The organism is Kitasatospora sp. NPDC048194, assembly GCF_043202455.1.
Lineage (GTDB): Bacteria > Actinomycetota > Actinomycetes > Streptomycetales > Streptomycetaceae > Kitasatospora.
On the sequence record NZ_JBIDAK010000002.1, the window covers coordinates 209,578 to 226,815 of the forward strand.

Annotated in this window: 17 protein-coding genes, 1 pseudogene and 1 riboswitch; of the genes and pseudogenes, 9 read left to right on the forward strand and 9 right to left on the reverse strand. The window is 73.4% G+C overall.

What is annotated here, in order from left to right:
- The first annotated feature begins 305 nt into the window (after positions 1–305).
- The gene (locus ACGF07_RS03415) at positions 306–1,241 is read left to right on the forward strand and encodes a 1-phosphofructokinase family hexose kinase (RefSeq protein ID WP_392894953.1); all 936 of its coding nucleotides are present in this window, start codon (positions 306–308) and stop codon (positions 1,239–1,241) included.
- Positions 1,242–1,369: 128 nt separating this feature from the next.
- On the opposite strand, the gene ACGF07_RS03420 is transcribed toward ACGF07_RS03415, so the two are convergent.
- From ACGF07_RS03420 to ACGF07_RS03430, 3 genes are all read right to left on the reverse strand, one after another.
- Positions 1,370–2,116: a dienelactone hydrolase family protein gene (locus ACGF07_RS03420; RefSeq protein WP_392894955.1), complete on the reverse strand. Its 747-nt coding sequence runs from the start codon at positions 2,114–2,116 to the stop codon at positions 1,370–1,372.
- Positions 2,117–2,386: 270 nt separating this feature from the next.
- Positions 2,387–3,409 carry a YihY/virulence factor BrkB family protein gene (locus ACGF07_RS03425; RefSeq protein WP_392894957.1) on the reverse strand — a complete coding sequence of 341 codons (1,023 nt, stop codon included), beginning with the start codon at positions 3,407–3,409 and terminating at the stop codon, positions 2,387–2,389.
- A gap of 138 nt (positions 3,410–3,547) precedes the next feature.
- Positions 3,548–3,718, reverse strand: a complete 171-nt coding sequence (locus ACGF07_RS03430; RefSeq protein ID WP_350746092.1) for a hydrophobic protein — start codon at positions 3,716–3,718, stop codon at positions 3,548–3,550.
- 302 nt (positions 3,719–4,020) lie between these two features.
- Between ACGF07_RS03430 and ACGF07_RS03435 the strand changes: the two genes are divergently transcribed.
- Together ACGF07_RS03435 and ACGF07_RS03440 are read left to right on the forward strand one after the other, a co-directional pair.
- Positions 4,021–4,485: a phage tail protein gene (locus ACGF07_RS03435; RefSeq protein WP_392894959.1), complete on the forward strand. Its 465-nt coding sequence runs from the start codon at positions 4,021–4,023 to the stop codon at positions 4,483–4,485.
- Between the two features lie 483 nt (positions 4,486–4,968).
- Positions 4,969–5,520 carry a hypothetical protein gene (locus ACGF07_RS03440; protein WP_392894962.1) on the forward strand — a complete coding sequence of 184 codons (552 nt, stop codon included), beginning with the start codon at positions 4,969–4,971 and terminating at the stop codon, positions 5,518–5,520.
- Between the two features lie 115 nt (positions 5,521–5,635).
- On the opposite strand, the gene ACGF07_RS03445 is transcribed toward ACGF07_RS03440, so the two are convergent.
- Positions 5,636–6,142 carry a hypothetical protein gene (locus ACGF07_RS03445; protein ID WP_392894963.1) on the reverse strand — a complete coding sequence of 169 codons (507 nt, stop codon included), beginning with the start codon at positions 6,140–6,142 and terminating at the stop codon, positions 5,636–5,638.
- A 161-nt stretch (positions 6,143–6,303) separates the two neighbouring features.
- Between ACGF07_RS03445 and ACGF07_RS03450 the strand changes: the two genes are divergently transcribed.
- From ACGF07_RS03450 to ACGF07_RS03460, 3 genes are all read left to right on the forward strand, one after another.
- On the forward strand, positions 6,304–6,738 hold the full coding sequence (locus tag ACGF07_RS03450; protein ID WP_392894966.1) for a winged helix-turn-helix transcriptional regulator: 435 nt from the start codon (positions 6,304–6,306) through the stop codon (positions 6,736–6,738).
- Positions 6,739–6,897: 159 nt separating this feature from the next.
- Positions 6,898–7,464 carry a PaaI family thioesterase gene (locus tag ACGF07_RS03455; protein WP_392894969.1) on the forward strand — a complete coding sequence of 189 codons (567 nt, stop codon included), beginning with the start codon at positions 6,898–6,900 and terminating at the stop codon, positions 7,462–7,464.
- 670 nt (positions 7,465–8,134) lie between these two features.
- A complete protein-coding gene (locus tag ACGF07_RS03460) occupies positions 8,135–8,290 on the forward strand; it encodes a hypothetical protein (protein ID WP_392894971.1) in 156 nt (51 codons plus the stop codon).
- Positions 8,291–8,348: 58 nt separating this feature from the next.
- Here ACGF07_RS03460 and ACGF07_RS03465 read toward each other — a convergent pair whose 3' ends face one another.
- The 3 genes and pseudogenes from ACGF07_RS03465 to ACGF07_RS03475 form a co-directional block, all read right to left on the reverse strand.
- Positions 8,349–9,794 carry an NRAMP family divalent metal transporter gene (locus ACGF07_RS03465; protein ID WP_392894974.1) on the reverse strand — a complete coding sequence of 482 codons (1,446 nt, stop codon included), beginning with the start codon at positions 9,792–9,794 and terminating at the stop codon, positions 8,349–8,351.
- Positions 9,791–11,158, reverse strand: a complete 1,368-nt coding sequence (locus ACGF07_RS03470; protein WP_392894976.1) for a magnesium transporter MgtE N-terminal domain-containing protein — start codon at positions 11,156–11,158, stop codon at positions 9,791–9,793. Before ACGF07_RS03470 ends, ACGF07_RS03465 begins: the two co-directional genes overlap by 4 nt.
- Before the next feature lie 317 nt (positions 11,159–11,475).
- Positions 11,476–11,655, reverse strand: a riboswitch (M-box (ykoK) riboswitch).
- 181 nt (positions 11,656–11,836) lie between these two features.
- Positions 11,837–12,332: pseudogene (locus ACGF07_RS03475) on the reverse strand (helix-turn-helix domain-containing protein).
- Positions 12,333–12,487: 155 nt separating this feature from the next.
- Between ACGF07_RS03475 and ACGF07_RS03480 the strand changes: the two are divergent.
- Complete coding sequence (locus tag ACGF07_RS03480; protein ID WP_392894979.1) at positions 12,488–12,766, forward strand: hypothetical protein; 279 nt, start codon at positions 12,488–12,490, stop codon at positions 12,764–12,766.
- A gap of 153 nt (positions 12,767–12,919) precedes the next feature.
- On the opposite strand, the gene ACGF07_RS03485 is transcribed toward ACGF07_RS03480, so the two are convergent.
- Positions 12,920–14,254 (reverse strand): MFS transporter, encoded by a 1,335-nt coding sequence (locus tag ACGF07_RS03485; protein ID WP_392894981.1) that lies wholly within the window; start codon positions 14,252–14,254, stop codon positions 12,920–12,922.
- Positions 14,255–14,392: 138 nt separating this feature from the next.
- On the opposite strand from ACGF07_RS03485, the gene ACGF07_RS03490 reads away from it, so the two are divergent.
- Complete coding sequence (locus ACGF07_RS03490) at positions 14,393–15,334, forward strand: LysR family transcriptional regulator (protein WP_392894983.1); 942 nt, start codon at positions 14,393–14,395, stop codon at positions 15,332–15,334.
- A gap of 66 nt (positions 15,335–15,400) precedes the next feature.
- Here ACGF07_RS03490 and ACGF07_RS03495 read toward each other — a convergent pair whose 3' ends face one another.
- Complete coding sequence (locus tag ACGF07_RS03495) at positions 15,401–16,315, reverse strand: helix-turn-helix transcriptional regulator (protein ID WP_392895529.1); 915 nt, start codon at positions 16,313–16,315, stop codon at positions 15,401–15,403.
- 40 nt (positions 16,316–16,355) lie between these two features.
- Between ACGF07_RS03495 and ACGF07_RS03500 the strand changes: the two genes are divergently transcribed.
- Positions 16,356–17,186: an SDR family oxidoreductase gene (locus tag ACGF07_RS03500; protein ID WP_392894985.1), complete on the forward strand. Its 831-nt coding sequence runs from the start codon at positions 16,356–16,358 to the stop codon at positions 17,184–17,186.
- Positions 17,187–17,238 lie beyond the last annotated feature (52 nt).

Sequence of the window (17,238 nt, forward strand, 5' to 3'; positions counted from 1 at the left end):
ACACATCTTGGTGAACGGGCAGTTGATCTTTGACGCCGAGTACTCGCCCGAACGGCCTCGTGTGGCCCCCGTCGGCGCCCGCGCGACCCCCGTCGGCGCTCGTCGACCGCGGGTGCCGTGCCCGGTTCCGGGGCGGTACGGCGCGGACCGGCCCGGCGCAGGATGCTCTGAAGCTGATTACCGGTGCGCACGGTTGCGCATTGATGGCAAAATCCGCTCTACATCGATCAGATTCACGCAACTGCGTGCAGCCTCGCTCAGGAGGACGTCATGACCAGGAACGACGACACCACCGGCGGCGGCCGATGATCCTCACCGTGACCCTCAACCCCGCCCTCGACCTCACCTACCGGCTGGGCGCCGTCCGCCTGCACGCGAGCAACCGGGTGGAGAGCGTCCGGCAGCAGGCGGGCGGCAAGGGCGTCAACGTCGCCCGGGTCCTGGCCGCGCTGGGCCACCCGGCGATCGTCACCGGCCTGGTCGGCGGCGTGAACGGTCAGGCCCTGCGAGCGAACCTCGCCCGGAGCGCCCTGCGCGATGAGTTGGTCGAGATCACGGCCGGGACCCGTCGCACCGTCGCGGTCGCGGACGAGCAGGACACCACCGTCTTCCTGGAGCCCGGGCCGCCGGTCGAGGCGGCGGAGTGGCAGCGCTTCCTGGCGCACTACCGGCGCCTGCTGCCCGGCGCCTCGGTGGCCGTGCTGTCCGGGAGCCTGCCGCCGGGACTGCCGGTGGACGCCTACCGGGTGCTGGTCGAGCTGGCCCGCGCCGCGGCCGTGCCGGTCGTGCTGGACGCCGAGGGCGAGGCGTTGCTCTCGGCGCTGCCCGCCGGTCCGGCGGTGATCAAGCCCAACGCGCCCGAACTCACGGCGGCGACCGGCACCGCGGACCCGGCGCGCGGCGCCGAGCTGCTCCGCGCGGCCGGGGCGGGCGCGGTGGTGGCCTCCCTCGGTCCGGACGGTCTGCTCGCCCGTACGCCTGAGGGCGGTTGGCGCGCCCGCCCGCCCGAGCACCTGCGCGGGAACCCGACCGGGGCGGGTGACTCGGCGGTCGCGGCCCTCGCACTCGGCCTGGAGACCGGCATCCCCTGGCCGGAGCGGCTGCGGCACGCGGTGGCGCTGTCCGCCGCCACGGTGTTGGACCCGCAGGCCGGCCGCTTCGACGCCGCCGCCTACCACGGGATGCTCGACCGGGTCCGGATCGAGGAACTCGACCCGGCGCCCCGGCGGGCAGAGGTGTGACCCCGGCCGGGGCGCGCCGCCCCGGCCGGAGGCTCAGCCTCGGAAACCCAGCCGCAGGGCTTCGTCTCGGGAACCCAGCCGAAGGGCTCTGTCTCGGAAACCCAGCCGCGGAACGCTGCCGCAGGAGCTCAGCCGCGGGGCCGCAGCGCGCCGTCGAGGAGCGGCAGCAGGCGATCCCAATGGCGTTGCAGGGCACCGGGGTCGAAGGCGTCCGTGTCGGACATGGTGAAACCGTGGACGGTCCCGGGGTAGATCTCGGAGGTGTGGTCGACCCCTGCGGCGTCCAGGGCGCGGTTCAGTTCGTCGAGGGCCTCGGGCGTCAGGTCGGTCTCGGCGTGCCCCAGGTGGACCCGTGCGCTCAGCGCGGAGACGAGGCGGTGCTGGTCGGGCCCGTCGGCGCCCACCGGGCCGTGGAACCCGGCGAGGGCGGCCACCTCGCCGGGGTGCGCCGCGGCGGTGCGCGCGGCCAGCAGGACGCCGAAGCAGTAGCCGGTCACCGCGACCGGTCCCGGGGCGACCTCGGGCCGGGTCGTCAGGTACCCGAGGAAGGCGGCGGCGTCGCTCAGGGCGCGCTCGGGGGTGTGCGCCCTGAGCAGGGGCATCAGCCGGGCGACGACCGCGGACCGGGCCTCCGCCCCGATGAACTCGGGCAGCTCCACCACCGGCGTCGGGCCGTGCCGGTAGAGGATGTTGGGGACGAGCACGTAGTACCCGTGCCCGGCCAGTTCGCACGCGAGGTCGCGCAGTGCGGGCCGGATGCCGAAGGCGTCGGGGTACATCAGCACCCCCGGGTGCCGCCCGCCGCCTTCGGGGAACGCGGCGAAGGCATCGGCCAGGCCGTCGGGAGTGGGGATGGTCAGGGTCCTGCTGGGCATCCGTCGAAGTCTCCTGTCGTGGTCGGCGCATCGAGCGTGTGGTCACCACGAAGGAGGCGGGCCCCGCGCCGAAACGCAGGATCCTTGGTCGAACTGCGGGCCCGCGGCGGCCCGTACGGCGCTCAGCGGAGCGCCGGGTCGCCGAATCGTGTGTGGCGCGAGGCCGTCCCGGTCGTCATCGCCGGACACCATAACCCGCCGGACGGGCCCGTGTCAGACCGCCCGCGACCGGCGTTCGTCCGCGGGCGGTCCGGCACCGGCCCGCGCGGCTCAACCGCCGGTGGGTGACGACGGACCGGTGCCGTCCTCGTGCCGGGCCGCGGGCTCGTGGAAGTCGACGGTGACCTCCTCGCAGGGCTTGTAGGCGGCTGCGGTGGCGTACGAGGTGTAGGCCCGGCGGTCGGCGCGGGTCAGCGCGGTGTGGTCGGCGAAGGGAGCCGCGATGCTGCGGGGCCACAGGCGCCGGGTGCGCACCGCCGCGCTCTCCGCGCAGAGGACGAGGGTGAGGGCGCCGAGGTAGATCCAGGCCATCAGGCCGAGCACCACCCCGAAGACCCCGTACGTGGCCGTCGCCCCGCGCAGCTCGTGACCGACGTAGTAGGTGCCGACCAGCAGCAGCGCCTGCCAGGTCAGCGACGCCGCCAGGGCCTCCGGCCACAGGCGGCGCACCCGGAGGTGGCGGTTGGTCAGCAGCTTGAACGCGGTCAGCAGCAGGCCGGTGCCGATGGCCGCCGACACCGGGACGGCGGCGAACCGGACCGCTCGCTCGATCCAGATGGGCCAGCCGTGCGCGGTGGCCGTGAGGGCGGCGAGGGCGGTGGAGGCCAGGACGGCGCCGGCGAGGACGCCGAGGAGGGCGAGCCCGCGCAGGCGGGCGGTCAGCGCGTTCGGGCGGCTGTGCTGGGGGACGGCCCACACCGTGTTGAAGGCGTTCTGGAGCGCCTGCGCCACGCCGAGCGCGCCGTAGAGGCTGCCGGCGATGCCGACGGCCAGCGCGAAGCCGCTCCCGTGGAAGGAGCGGATGCTGTGCTCGATCTGGTCCCCGATCACCGGGAACTGGCTGAGGGCGGAGTGCAGGACCTGCTGTTGCAGCTGCGGGTCGTCGTGCAGCGCGAATCCCAGCCCGGTGACCAGGAGCAGCAGCATCGGGAAAAGGGAGAGGAAGCCGTAATAGGTGATCAGGGCCGCCATGAAGGTGCCCTGGTCGTCGATGAACTTGTAGACCACGGCGAGCGCGAGACCCGCTCGACGGTGCCGCCGCTGGTAGTCGTCGAGTCTGTCGAGCACGCTCATGGTCAACTCCCAACGCCTTCCGGAACGAATGCCCGAATACCGGAATTCGCCGGTCCGTGGATTTCAGGGCCGGGGGGGGCGTCCGCGGGGCGCCTCGTTCCGGGAGGCGCCCCGCGGAGGACCCGGCTAGCACCGGGACTACCAGCGGTACCAGCGTCCGCGGCTGCCGGAGGCGCTGGTGCCCCGCGCGATGAAGCCGAGCAGCCAGACGACGAAGACGATGACGGCGATCCACCACAGTGCCTTGACGGCGAAACCCGCGCCGAAAAGGATGAGGGCCAGCAGGAGGACGAGAAGCAAGGGGACCATGGTGATTGACCTCCGGTCGTAAGGGCTGTTGGTGGCATTCGCTTGCCCCGAGCACGGCCGGATATTCCCGCAAGTTTTCCGCGGCCGTTCGAGTTCCCCCGCGGGTCCTTTCGCAGGTGCCCGGAAGCCGCGGCGCCGGGCCGGGGAGAGCCCGGCCGGCACGTCCAGCGGGTGGCCGAACGTGTCGGGCGGAGGCGTCCGGGGTCTGCTGGAGTAGGGGGGAGCAGCAGGAGGCTGCGGGCGCCGGTGCCGGACGGACCGGGCGTCCGGGCCGAACCGAGGAGACGGAGACAACACCCGCCATGACGCACACCGTGGATTTCGACACCGTCTCGACGGTCGGTCTGGAGTCGTCGCCCGTAGCGGAGGCGCTCGCCGGCCTGCGGGCGAACGAGGCGCGCTACTTCCGGAACAAGTACGACCACGTCTTCACGGTGGAGCCGGCGAGCGAGGCCAAGGAGGTCGTCGACTGGGTGCACCGGATCCTCAAGGAGGAACGCGACCTCGTCATCTCGTCCCGGCCGCTGGAGGCCACGGCCTTCCAGGTGGAGAACATCCGCATGGCCTACGTCTTCTACGAGAACGGACTGTCCATCAACGTGATGTACACCCTCGACGAGTCCGGGAAGCGGGCTGTCGGGTTCAAGCTCTCGGACGGGATGGAGGTCCCGGAGGAGCTGGCGTCCCGGTTCAAGTTCGCCCGGCAGAAGTCGAAGCTCGCCGGTACCATCCGGGGCTCGTTCTTCGTCATCAAGAACGAGTACTGACCGACGGCGCCCAGGCGCCCAGGCACCCCGGCACCCCGGCGCGCGGACGGCCTCGCGGCCGCACGGGGTGCCGGGGTGCCGGTCGGTCGCCGGCGCTGGTGGACTGCGGCCTGGCCGGTCCGGTCGGCCTGGTCGGCCTGGTCCGGCAGCGCCGGGATGAATTCCCTCGCGGAGACCGCATGTCCTCCGCTGCTCATGGCTGGAGCCGGAGGAGGTCTCCTCCGGCTCCAGCCACACGTGCCGAATGCCTCGGAAGGTGGCCGACGATGTGACATGGCCGGAGGGCCGAACCCCCGAGCGGTCCGACCGTGCCCCCGTTGTGGGGGCTTCGACGGGATGGGGCAGGGGTGATGAGGAACTGCGAAACGGCTCCGCCCGGAGTTCCGTGAAAAGAATGGTCGAGCCACCGTCGCTGCGCCGCTACAACCTCGACGATGCTGGCAGGCAACAGATTTGTCGGTGGCTCAGGTTACGGTGCCGGGTATGACCGATTGGATCAAGTGCGGCGTCATCGCATGGCTGAGCGCGGACGGTTACGGGGAAGACGAATCCGTCCTGGTGTACTTCAGGGGAACCAGCCTGGCATCCATGGCAGAAGGACTGGTCGCGTTGCACCGGCCGCCGCTCGCACACGGCAACGACCCGGCACCCGGCGACTGGGGTGTGATCGTACACAGCTTGCACAATCCGTCGCGCGACGACTACGGCGGCATCGACTATCGCAAGCTGTGTCCTCAGGGGGTTGAGCTGGTGGTTTTCGTTCCCAACCCCTGCATCGGCAAGTCCCATGGACCCAAGGCCTATCACTACCGGGACGGCCGGACCTCGTCCTGCATCGACTACGAGGGGCCCGAATACGTAGGGGAGTACTGGCCCAATGAACTGGCCCCCGTCATCGCAGCGGCCGGGCTGAACTACACGAGCAGCGACTTTGAGCAGCAACTCACCCAGCTGCTCTGCGACCACCTGGGTCTGCCCGCACTGGACCCCGGCAGCTTGACGATTGACCACGACCTGGTGTCCGCTCACCTCTAAAGCTTGTCGCAGAAGTCCGGGCGTGGGCAGGTCGGTGTGTCCGCCGTGTTCCACCGCCAGCACGGCTTGGTGCTCCACCGAGCGGTGGAGCACCAAGCCGACAGGCGCCGGGCCGTCAGGTGACGTCGAGAGCGGCGTTGGCGCTTTCGCCGGAGGCGGTTTGCTCGATTCGCCGGGCAAGCATGGTCGCCATCTTCTGCAGCTTCGGAACGTCCGACGGTCCCGTGAGCAGGACGCCGGCGTACGTGGTGCCCACCCGCATGAGGATGAGGTCACCGGTGCTGCTGCCGAACGTGCCGCTGTAGGCGGTGGTCTCGTTGCCGATCACCCCGACGGACAGCGGGGATGCGTTCTTCCCGTACTTCTTCGCATTCGTCGCGAGGTAGCTGCTGGCCTCCGCCGTGCCGGCGAAGGTGGTGATCTTGAAGGAGGCCTTCGCGGTGCCGGCCTCGAAGTCGGCGCTGCCGTCGAGCTTGCAGCCCGGGCAATCGTTGCCGTCCTCGTCGCTGACCTGGCTGACCGCCTGGTTAACCTCCTTGCGGTGGGCCGCCCAGCCGGGCATGGAGGCCGGGTCGGGAAGAGTCCGCTTGACCGTGCTCGCGGCGGCAGCGGACCCGGTCATGGGCGCTCGGACGAACGCGTGCAGATGCCCGCCGTTCGGTACAGCCGGGTGGTCGGCGTGATGTTCACGCAGACCTCCCTGCGTTTCGATTTTCGAAGCGCTCGCCGATGGTAGCGTGTCGGAATCCGAAGCATCAATCCTGGAGAGCTGGTCTTCGCGCCATGTCGAACCCGAAGCCCGGCGAGCCCGTCCGCGGCTCGACGTCCGGTCGCCCCCTCATGGCGGCACTCGACCTGTTCGGGCGGCGGTGGAGCTTGCGCATCGTCTGGGAGCTGCGCAGCGGCCCGCTCGGATTCCGGCCCCTGCAGAAGCAGTGCGACGACATGTCCTCCAGCGTGATGCGACAGCGCCTGAGCGAACTGATGGACGCCCACGTCGTCCGCCAACTGCCCGACAGCCGGTACGAGCTCACTGTGCTGGGGCGGGATGCCTGTCTCGCACTCGACCCCCTCGCCCGGTGGTCGCAACGCTGGGCTGCGGAGCTCGAACCGGAACTGGCGCGCCAGCCCGACGACCAGGCCGCCACCCGTCCCACCCGCGCCACCCGTGCCCGCACCGTGGGCGAGGGCGCGGTCGAGGGCGGCTCTGCCGACTGACGCCCGCGGCGGCTCGCGCACGCGCGGGGGTTGGCGGCGGGCTCGGATCTTCTGTCGGCACCTACCGCTTCGGATTTCGAAGCAGTAGTATCGCGGGCCGGCAGCGGTGCTTCGACATTCGAAGCGAATCGGCTCCGCTGTTCGACCGAAGGGGACGGCATGACTCGGCAGGAGATCGGCGCAGAACGTTCCACGATCCTCAGCTGGAGGGAGTCAGGCCTGCTCTTCGCCGACGACCCGCAGCAGAGCGGCCTGCAGTACCTGCGGGGCCTCGCGAGCGGCGAGGTCCTTCCACCCCCCGTCGCCCAAGTGCTCGGCATCGCGGTGGAGACCGCCGAACCCGGCCGGGTGCGGTTCACCATGCCCGTACCCGGCTTCCTCGCCAACCACCTCGGCGTTCTCGCCGGCGGCATCCTCTCGACCGTCATCGACGCCGCTCTCGGGTGCGCCGTGCTGTCGGCCGTCACCGCGGAACAGGACATCGTCACCCTCGACCTCGGTGTCGATTTCCTGCGCCCGGTGCCGGCGCCGGGCGGCCCGGTGACGGTCGATGCGGAGGTGGTCCACCTCGGCCGGAACCGCGGACTGGCGACCTGTCGCGCGCTCGACGAAGACCTGCGGTTGTGCGCGGTCGCCAGGAGCACCTGCCTGATCCGCCGCAAGTCCCGGCCCGCGCCCGCGGACTCGCCGCTCCCCGAGGAGCCGGGCTCCGGCACGAACCGATGAGTCCACCGTCGCCGCTCAGGGCAGCGCGTTGAGCTGACATGGCGGGCGTGATGCGGGGCACACGGGGAGGACCAGAGGCGGACGTCGATCCCCGGGAGGCGTGGATGACCGTGTCCATGATGTTGCTGCTGGCTCCGCTCGTGCTCGCGATGGTCCTGGCCGCGACCGCTCCTTCCTCCGCACACCACGGCCGGTCGCGGCGGCCCGGGGCGGGAAGGGCTGCGAAGGACGCGCACCGGCCGCGCCATGCCCGGGCCCGCTACTGACCCCGGACGACGATGGCGGGCGGCCGGGGCCGAAGGGGGGAGACCGTGCCTGGTGACGGCCGGGCGCCCCCCTACAGGACGTCAGGTTCTCTCCTCTTCCCACTGACGCGGCGGCTCAGTTCCTCCCGCTGCCGACCGGCACCGGGGCCGACGCTGTCCGCCCGGGCCGGCCGGTGCCGCGAGTCCCCCTGCTCCACCCCGGACCGCGCCGACCTCCACACGCTGACGGACGGCCGCCGGTGGCTGTCAGCACCGGGGACGAGGCGCGTCGCCGAGGCCGCCGCCCCCGCCCAGGGGCCGAGCCCGTTGCGGTTCGGCGACCTCAGGAGGGTGTGACAATCCGCCGAGTGTCGGCGCTGAACAGTCGCCACCGGCGCAGCGCCCGGCCCGACAGGGATCGGCGCGTGCCGTTGTGGAGCCTGCCGCTCCAGCAGTTCGTCCACCGGCAGTTGATGTACCTGGTGGTGATCCAGTCGGTCTTCACCGCGCTCGCGGGCTCCCGGCTCCGCTGGCAGCGCATGCAACGCTACGGCACGCTCCGGGTGCCCGCGGGCGGCTGAGCCGGAGGGCCGACGGGCGCCGGGGTGCCGGATGCCGGGCGGTCGCTCCCCGGCGGGGTCAGCCGAGGCCGAACCAGCCGAGGACGGTCTGGGCGAGCAGGATCGTCGACATGGCGGCGACGCCGACCACCACGACGGTGGCGGCGATCCGGTAGCGGGGGCCGTTGGCGGCGTCGCCCAGCACGGCGCGGCGGTTGGTGAGGACCAGCAGGTAGACCAGGACGATCGGGCTGATCAGGCCCTGGAGGACCTGGGTGCCGATCAGCAACTGGATGACGTCCACCGGGGTCAGCGCCACGACGGCACCGAGGACGATCTGGGCGGTGAACAGCCCGAGGAAGAGCGGCGCGTCGCGGAAGCTGCGGGACACCGAGCGCTCCACGCCGGCCGCCTCGCCGATGGCGTAGCTCGCCGAGAGCGGCACCACCGCGCCGGCCAGCGCGGACGCGCCGATCAGGCCGAAGGCGAAGAGCAGCTCGGCGCCGTGCCCGGCGACCGGCTTGAGGGCCTCGGCGGCCTGCGCGGCGGACTCCAGCGGGCCGGTGCCGCCGATCGCGGAGGCGGTGGCGATGATGATGGTCAGGCTGATCACGCAGGCGAACACCGCGCCGAGTACGGCGTCGGCCCGGATCAGCTTGTAGTCGGCGGGTTTGACGCCGCGGTCGACCACGCCGGCCGCGGCGTAGAACTGCATGTAGGGGCTCACGGTGGTGCCGATCAGGGCGACGGCCAGCAGGATGAAGTCCTTGCCGGGCTCCAGGTGCGGCACCACCAGGTGCTCGCCGACCTGCCCCCAGTCGGGGTGGCCGAGGACCATCGCGACGGGGTAGGCGAAGAACGCCAGCGACATCACCAGGAAGATCCGCTCGGCCCACTTGTACGAGCCGAACAGCACCAGCGACCAGAGCAGCACCGCGGCCGGCGGGATGACCGCCCACTTGGGCACGCCGAGGAGCTGGAAGGCGGCGCCGATGCCGGCGAACTCGCTGACCACCAGGCCGGTGTTGGCCAGCAGCAGGCAGAACACCGCGAGGGCGGTCAGCCGCAGGCTGAACTGCTCGCGGATCAGCGCGCCCAGGCCCTTGCCGGTGTGGGCGCCGAGCCGGACGGCCATCTCCTGCACCATCACCAGGGCGACGGTGACCAGCACCATGAAGAACAGCGTCCCGTAGGTGAACTGGGAGCCGGCGCTGGCGTAGGTGGCGATGCCCGCGGCGTCGTTGCCGGCGTTGGCGGCGACCAGACCCGGCCCGGCCACCATCGCGACGGCGGCCAGTCGGCGCAGGCCCCGGCGGCGGCCGGCGCGCCCGGAGCCGGCCGGGACGCCGGCGGGGTGCTGCGCCGACGCCGGGTCGGGCGCGGGCCCGCGGGCCTGGTCGGCGGTGTCCGGGCGGGTGGCGGCGTCCCGGGGCTGGGCGGTGTCCCGGGGTCGAGCGGCGTCCCGGGGCTGGTCGGTGTCCCGGGGAGTGCCGAGGTCGCGGGCAGTGTCGAGGTCGCGGGTCACTTGAGGAGCCTCCGGAAGTGCAGGCGCCCGCGCTCGGGCAGCAGCGAGTCGAGGATGTCGTCGGCCAGGACCCGGCCGAGCGGGCGCCCGGAGTCGTCGACCACGAGCAGGGAGGTGGCCCGGGCCGCGACCAGGCGGTCGGCGGCCTCGGGCAGGCGGGTGTCGGGTCGGACGGTCACCGGCGGGCCGAACTGGCCCAGCCAGCTGACGAGATCGCCGACCACGGCGGTGTCCTCGGCGACGGCGAGGTCGAACAGCGGGATGTCGGCGAGCAGCCGGCCGTCCTCGCCCAGTACGGCGACCGCGTCGATGTCGGTGCGGTGCTCGGCCTGCGCGGCGAGTTCCGCCCGCACCTGGGCGACGGTGTGCGCGCGGCCGGCGGTGACCAGCAGGGTGGTCATCGCACCACCCGCGGTGCCCTCGCGATGGGCGAGCAGCGAGCGCAGTTCGGCGGCCTCGGGCTCGGGCATCCTGGCGAGCAGGGTCTCGCGCTCGCCCGGTGCGAGGTCGCGCAGGGCGTCGGCCGCCTCGTCCGGCTCCATCTCGTCGACGAGCCGGGCGGCGTGCTCGGGCGGCACCTCGCGCAGCAGGTTCTCCAGCTCGGCGGGTTCCATCTCCTCCAGCGCGTCCGCCGCCTGCTCCGGCTCCAACCAGCCGAGCAGCTGCTGGCGTTCGTGCCGGCCGAGGTCCTCCAGGATGTCGGCGAGGTCGGCCGGACGCAGCCGGTGCAGCGCGGAGCGGGAGGCGCGCAGCCGTACCTCGGCGGGCCCGTGGGTGGCCTGCTCGCCGAACGGGGCGACGGAGCGCCAGTCGAGGACGCGCTCCGGGGTGGGCCGGACCTGCCAGCGGCGCGGGCCGAGGCGGCGCAGCAGGGTGGGCAGCGAGACGTCGACGCCCACCAGCACGGTGCGGGCGGCCAGTGGGGCCAGGTAGAGGTCGGCGGCGCGGGTGACCTGGACGCCGTCGACGTCGACGAGCTGGTGGTCGAGCACGTCGCGGGCGAGCAGCACCTCGCCGGGGCGGCGGTTGAACTCCCGCAGGTCCAGCCGGGCGGTGCGCAGCCGGACCCGCCCGGTCATGATCCGGTCGACGGCGTCGGCGGCGATGAAGGTGCGGCGCCGGCCGATCCGGATGATCAGGCCGGTGACCGGCGGGTACGGCTCCGCCCCGTAGAGGCGGGCGACCACGTCGACGACGCGGCCCACCTCCTCACCGGCCTGGTTGGCGACCGGCCCGCCGACCAGCCCGGCCAGCGAGACGAGCGACGACCGGACGGTGCGGGTGACGGCGGTGCGGCGCTCGGCGGCGACGGTGCGGTCGCGCAGCCGGGCGGTGGCGGACGTGAACAGCGTGGCGGCGGCCATGATGGGAACCCCCTCGCCCCGGCAGGACGGGGCATCGGGCCACCCGGCGGCGCGCCGCGGCCGTCCGTGACCGCGGAGCCGGTGGCGGGCATGCGCCGGGGCCGCCCGCGCCCGGGGCGGGCGGCAGGGCGGAACGGACCGGATCGGGTCAGGGAAGGACGGGGCGCCTCGGGCGGCGGTGGGACGGCGAGGACGGCGAGTGCGGCACGGGGAAGGGCCGACTATGGCCAGGACTTTCGTCCATCACGCCCTCCTCCCGGTCTCGGCCGCGCATCGGGGGCGCGGCGGCGCGGCAGGGGGAGACCGACGTCACCGCCCGGGCACCCCCACTCGTCAGAGCTTTGGCACTCCACGGCGTGTCCCTGGTCGGTGTCCGACGGGAAGCCACTTGGGGTCACCCCTTGAGCCGGGGAGACCTGTCCTGATCCGGAGCGTCTCTCGACGGGTGGGATCAGTGGCCTGTGTCCGTGAAGACGCCTCACCGAACGAGGTGTCTGTTCGAATCGGCCCCAGGATAGGGGGTGATGGCCCCTGCGGCGTAATCCTTGACCGGGGCTTGACCGTGGACCGGCCAGTGGGGGCGCCGCCCGGCGTGCGTCCGGCGGAGCGGCGCGACGGTCCGGTCGACGACCGCCCGGTGCGCGAACCAGATTGCCTGTCCATAAAGTTGACGAAACGTCAGGTGTACCGGGCTCGCAGGTGGGCCCGCTCGCCCTGGTGTCCGAAGAGGACCAGGAGCTCGACGGCCCGGTCGCCGTCCGGCCCGAGCCAGTGTGGCACGTGGGTGTCGAATTCGGCGGCCTCGCCCGCCTTGAGGACCAGGCTCCGGTCGCCGAGCAGCAGGCGCAGCCGGCCGCTGGGCACGTAGACCCACTCGAACCCGTCATGGGTCTTCAACTCCGGTTCGCCGCCCGGTCGCGGGGGGATCAGCAGCTTGTGCGCCTGGACGCCGCCCGGGCGGCTGAGCGGCACGTACGTCATCCCGTCCCGGACCACCGGCCGCAGGTGGATGCGCGGATCGCCGGTGCGGGGGTGCGCCCACCAGCTCGTCGAGCGGGACGGCGTGGACCTCGGCGAGCGGCAGCAGCAGCTCCAGGGTGGGCTTGCGGCTGCCGCCCTCGAGCCGGGACAGCGTGCTCTCGTTGATGCCCGTCCGCTCGGCGAGCTCCGCCAGCCGTCGACGTCTCGGGGACCGCCCTCGACCGCGTCGCCGCGCGGGCCCGGACCGCCGGGCTGTCCGCCCGGGTCCACCCCGTCCGGCACGACCTGGCCCGGACCTTCCCCGAGGGCGTCTTCGACCTCGTCACCGCCGGCTACTTCCACACCCCGGTGGAGATCCCGCGCGCACGGATCCTGCGCCGCGCCGCGGCGGCGGTCGCCCCGAACGGGCTGCTGCTCGTGGTCGACCACGCCTCGGTGGCGCCGTGGTCCTGGCAGGCGGGGCAGGACGTGCGCTTCCCCACGGCCGAGGAGGCCCTCGCCGACCTGCGCCTCGACGACGGCTGGCGCATCGAGCGCTGCCACGCGCTCCGGCGCACCGCAACCGGTCCCGAGGGGCAGCGCGCGACCGTCACCGACAACGTCATCGCCGTGCGCCGGACGGCCTGACCGCCCGGTCCGCCGGCCCCCGAAGCCGTCGGGCCGCCTTCCTCGGGGAACCGGTCGCCCACGCGGGGACCATCCGCGAACCGATGGACGGCGCGACGGGCCGCCGGCCTGCGCCGACCGGTGCGCTCCGAGGCCGGCGCGCGCCGCTCTGACTCAGGCGGGGCTGCGGGACGGCTCCGGCCGGTCCCCGGTCCGTCCGGGGCGGGGGAGCAGGAGCGGGGTGGCCAGGACGAGCACTCCCGCGACCGCGAGGGCGGTGCGGGGACCGGTGGCGTCGGCCAGCAGGCCGCCGAGTGCGGTGAGCACGGCGATGGCAGCCTGCTGGCCGATGGACCAGGCGGACAGGGTGCGGGCGACGAGGTGCGTCGGCGTGCGCTCGAGCCGGTAGGTGGCCAGCACCGGGGTGTAGAGGCTCATGTTGACGATGATCGCCAGCTCGACGGCCATCACCGTGAGCAGCCCGACGACGCCCGGCCGGACCAGGACCAGGCCGATCAGCCAGACGGCGCGCAGGGTGCCGACGGTACGGAACACCCGGTCGCGGCCGTAGCGGGTGACGACGCGCTGGGCCAGCCGGGAGCCGACCAGCCCACCGAGGCAGGGAGCCGCGAAGGCCAGTCCGTACTGCCAGGGGGCGAAGTCGAGCCGGCGGAGCAGGAGCACGGCGAGCACCGGTTCGGTGGCCATGATCAGACCGGAGACGAGCATGTTGTTGAGGTAGAGCGCCCGCAGTCCGGGATCGGCCAGGATGTGCCGCCAGCCGTCGAGCACCGCGTCGGCCGGCCGTTCCGCGTCCGCTGCCCCCACCGCACCGGCCGGCCGTTCGCCCGCCACCCCGCCCGCGTCGGCCGCCCGTTCGCCCGCCGCCCCCACCGCGCCCGCCGCCCGACGGCCGACCCGCTGGGGCGCCTCCTCCCGGCCGCCGATCGCCGCGATCCCCACCGCGGAGAGCAGGTAGCTGAGGGCGTCGGCCAGCACGGTGGTGACCGGCCCGAACAGGCCGATCGCCGCCCCGCCCAGCGGCGGCCCGACCGCGATGGAGCTCCAGTTCGTGGACTCGAAGCGCGCGTTGGCGGTGAGCAGATCGGCCGGCCGGACCAGCGACTTCAGGAAGGCGCCGCCGGCCGCGTTGAACGCGATCTTGGCGGCGGCGACCGCTGCCGAGACCACCAGCAGCTGGGCGAAGCCGAGGCAGCCGAGGGCGTAGGCGGCCGGGATCGTGGCCATGGCCGCGAACCGGGCCAGGTCCATCGCGATCATCACCGGGCGCTTGCGCCGGAGCTCCACCCAGGGGCCGAGCGGCAGCGCGATCAGCGCGCCCATCGCGGGGCCGGTCGCGGACAGCGCGGACACCTCGCCCGGCGAGGCGTGCAGGGCCGTCACGGCGATCAGCGGCAGCGCCCCGAACCCCAGCCCGGACCCGTACGCGCTCACCGCGTACGCCGCCCAGAGCCAATCGAACCGCCGGCCCAGCCGTTTCCTGCCCACCGTGTGCGACCCCCTTCGACGCCCCGACCGAACAAACCGGAGTTGACCGGTGAGAGCCAAGCGCCGAACGGGACCGCCGGTCAAACAACCGCCCCCCGGCACGGCCACAACCATGCGTTGTTCACTAGGCTCGCCGCCATGGATCTCGAAGCAGTGCGCACCTTCGTCGCCATCGCCGAGGCCGGCCAGTTCCAGAAGGCCGCCGTCGACCTCTCGGTCACCCAGCAGGCCGTGTCCAAGCGGGTCGCCGCGCTGGAGCGCGACCTCGGGGTCCGGCTGTTCACCCGCACCCCGCGCGGCGCGGAGCAGACCATCGACGGGCAGGCCTTCCTGCCGCACGCGCGCGAGCTGCTGCGCGTCGCCGAACGCGCGGTGGCGTCCGTACGCGCCGGCCGCCGCCCGCTGCGCGTCGACGTGCTCACCTCGCGGAGCGCGCAGTCGGGCCTGATGCGCGACTTCCACCGCGCACACCCCGAGATCGAGCTCGACGTGGTGATGATCTTCGACGTGGGGACGGCCGTCGATGCGATCCGCTCCGGCGCGATCGACGCGACGTTCCGCGCCGTCGCCATGCCGGGCCGGCCGCTCCCCGAGGACGTCGAGTCGGTCCGGGTGTTCGACGAGCCGCTCCAGCTGCTCACCGGCCCCGCGCACGCGCTGGCGGGCGCCAAGTCGGTGACCCTCGCCGAACTGGTCGGGCATCGGATCTGGATGCCCGGCATCGTCCCCGGCACCGAGTGGGGCGCCTACTACGACGACCTGGTCGCCGAGTTCGGCCTCACCATCGAGGCGACCGGCCCCAACTTCGGCTCCGACGCCCTCCTCGACACCATCGCCGACACCCCGGCCCTGGCCACCTTCATGAGCGAGCAGACCCGCCTGGTCTGGCCCGCCGGCTACGGCCTGCGCCGCATCTCGGTCACCGACCCGACGCCCGTCTACCCGCACTCGCTCCTCTGGCACCGGGACAACGCCCACCCGGCGCTCGCCACCCTCCGCGCCCACCTCGCCGCCACGGCGGCGGCCGCCGACCGCGATGCCGCCGGGACGTGGCGGCCGCGCTGGGTGCTCCCGCACTGACCGGGGCGTGACGGCCGCCTGGACGGCCCCGGCGCCCGCCTCGGCACCGCCGGGACGGCCGTCCGGTCAGCGCGGGGCGTCGGTGAGCTGGCTTCCGATGACGGCGAGCAGGTCCAGCTTGTCGGCGCTGTCCGTGCCCAGCGCGGGGGTGAACCAGAGCAGGCGCTGCCGCCCGTCCTCGCTGAAGAGGTTGAGGCAGTCGACCTCCAGCGTGCCGAGCACCGGGTGGTTGATGCGCTTGCGGTCGCTGCGGCGGACCGCGACCTCGTGCCGGGCCCACAGGGCGGCGAACTCGGCTGAACGGGCGGTCAACTCGGCGATGAGCTCGCGGGCTTCGGGGTCCTTGGCGTCGCGCCGGGCTGCGGCGGCGCGCAGGTCGGCGACGAAGGTGCGGGACTGCGCGTCATGATCGGCCTCCGGATAGAGGCGTCGCGCGTCGGCGTCCGTGAACCAGCGGTGGACGAAGCTCGCCTCCCGGCCGCGGAAGCCCGACTGGTCGCCCAGCAGGGCGACGGCGAGGGGGTTCTGCACGAGCGTGACGTGGAGATCGGTGATGACCTGCGCCGGGGTGGAGGTCAGCCGGGTGAGCAGGTCCGTCATCCCGGGATGCACGTGCGACTGCGGTCCGCCGTGCACGGGCAGCGGGCGGTCGGCGAGCCGGAAGAGGTAGTCGCGCTCGTCCGAGGTCAGCCGCAGCGCCCGGGCCAGTGCGGCGAGCATCTGCTCCGAGGGCTGCGAGCCCGCACCCCGCTCGAGCTCGTTGTAGTAGTCGACCGAGGCGCCCGCGAGCTGTGCCACCTCGTCCCGGCGCAGTCCTGGCACCCGGCGGCGCGGGCCGGCGACGAGGCCGACGTCCTCGGGGCGGATGCGCTCCCGGCGGGAGCGGAGGAAGGCGCCGAGCTCGGTGTACTTGGGGGAGGCCACCCACCCAGTCTGCGGGACGGCGGCCCGCCGGCGCACCGCTGACGCAGGGGATGGCATCCCCTGGTTCGCGCGCCGGGAGCGCCGCATCGTGGAGGCCATGAACCGCACTCCCGTCGAAACCCCGAGCCCCGGCGTCGACCCGGATCCCGGCCCCGCCCCCGGCTCCGACTCCAGCCCCGGCACCAGCGCCAATGCCGGCCCGGGCCGGGTCGCCGTCGTCACCGGCGGCTCGCGCGGCATCGGCCGGGCCGTGGCCGAGCGCCTGGCCCAGGACGGCCTGACCGTGATCGTGAACTACGCCGCTGACGCCGCCTCCGCCGAGGAGACGGTGCGGGCCATCTCCGCAGCGGGCGGCCGGGCCGTCGCATTCCGGGCCGACGTCGCCGACGAACACGCCGTCGCCGCCCTGTTCGACCAGGTGCAGGCGGCCCACGGCGGCGTCGACGTCGTCGTGAACTGCGCCGGACGGATGGCGCTGTCCCCGATCGCCGACCTCGATCTCGACGTCCTCGACGCCATGTACCGCACCAACGTCCGCGGCACCTTCGTCGTCGCCCAGCAGGCCGCCCGCCGGCTGCGCGCGGGCGGCTCCTTCGTCGCCTTCTCGACCTCGGTGGTCGCGGCCCAGTTCCCCGGCTACGGCGCCTACACCGCCGGCAAGGGCGCGGTCGAGGCGATCACCCTGATCCTCGCGCGCGAACTGCGCGGCCGGGACGTCACCGTCAACACCGTCGCCCCCGGACCCACGGCGACCGACCTGTTCCTGGACGGCAAGACGGAGGAGCAGATCGAGGCCCTCGCCAAGACCCCGCCGCTGGAGCGGCTGGGCACACCCGCGGACATCGCCCAGGTGGTCGCCTTCCTGGTCGGCCCGGCGGGCCGCTGGGTCAACGGCCAGGTCCTGCGTGCCAACGGCGGCATGGCCTGACGGCGCCTGAGGCAGCCCGCCGAAGCCACCCGCCCTGCGCATCACCGGCCCT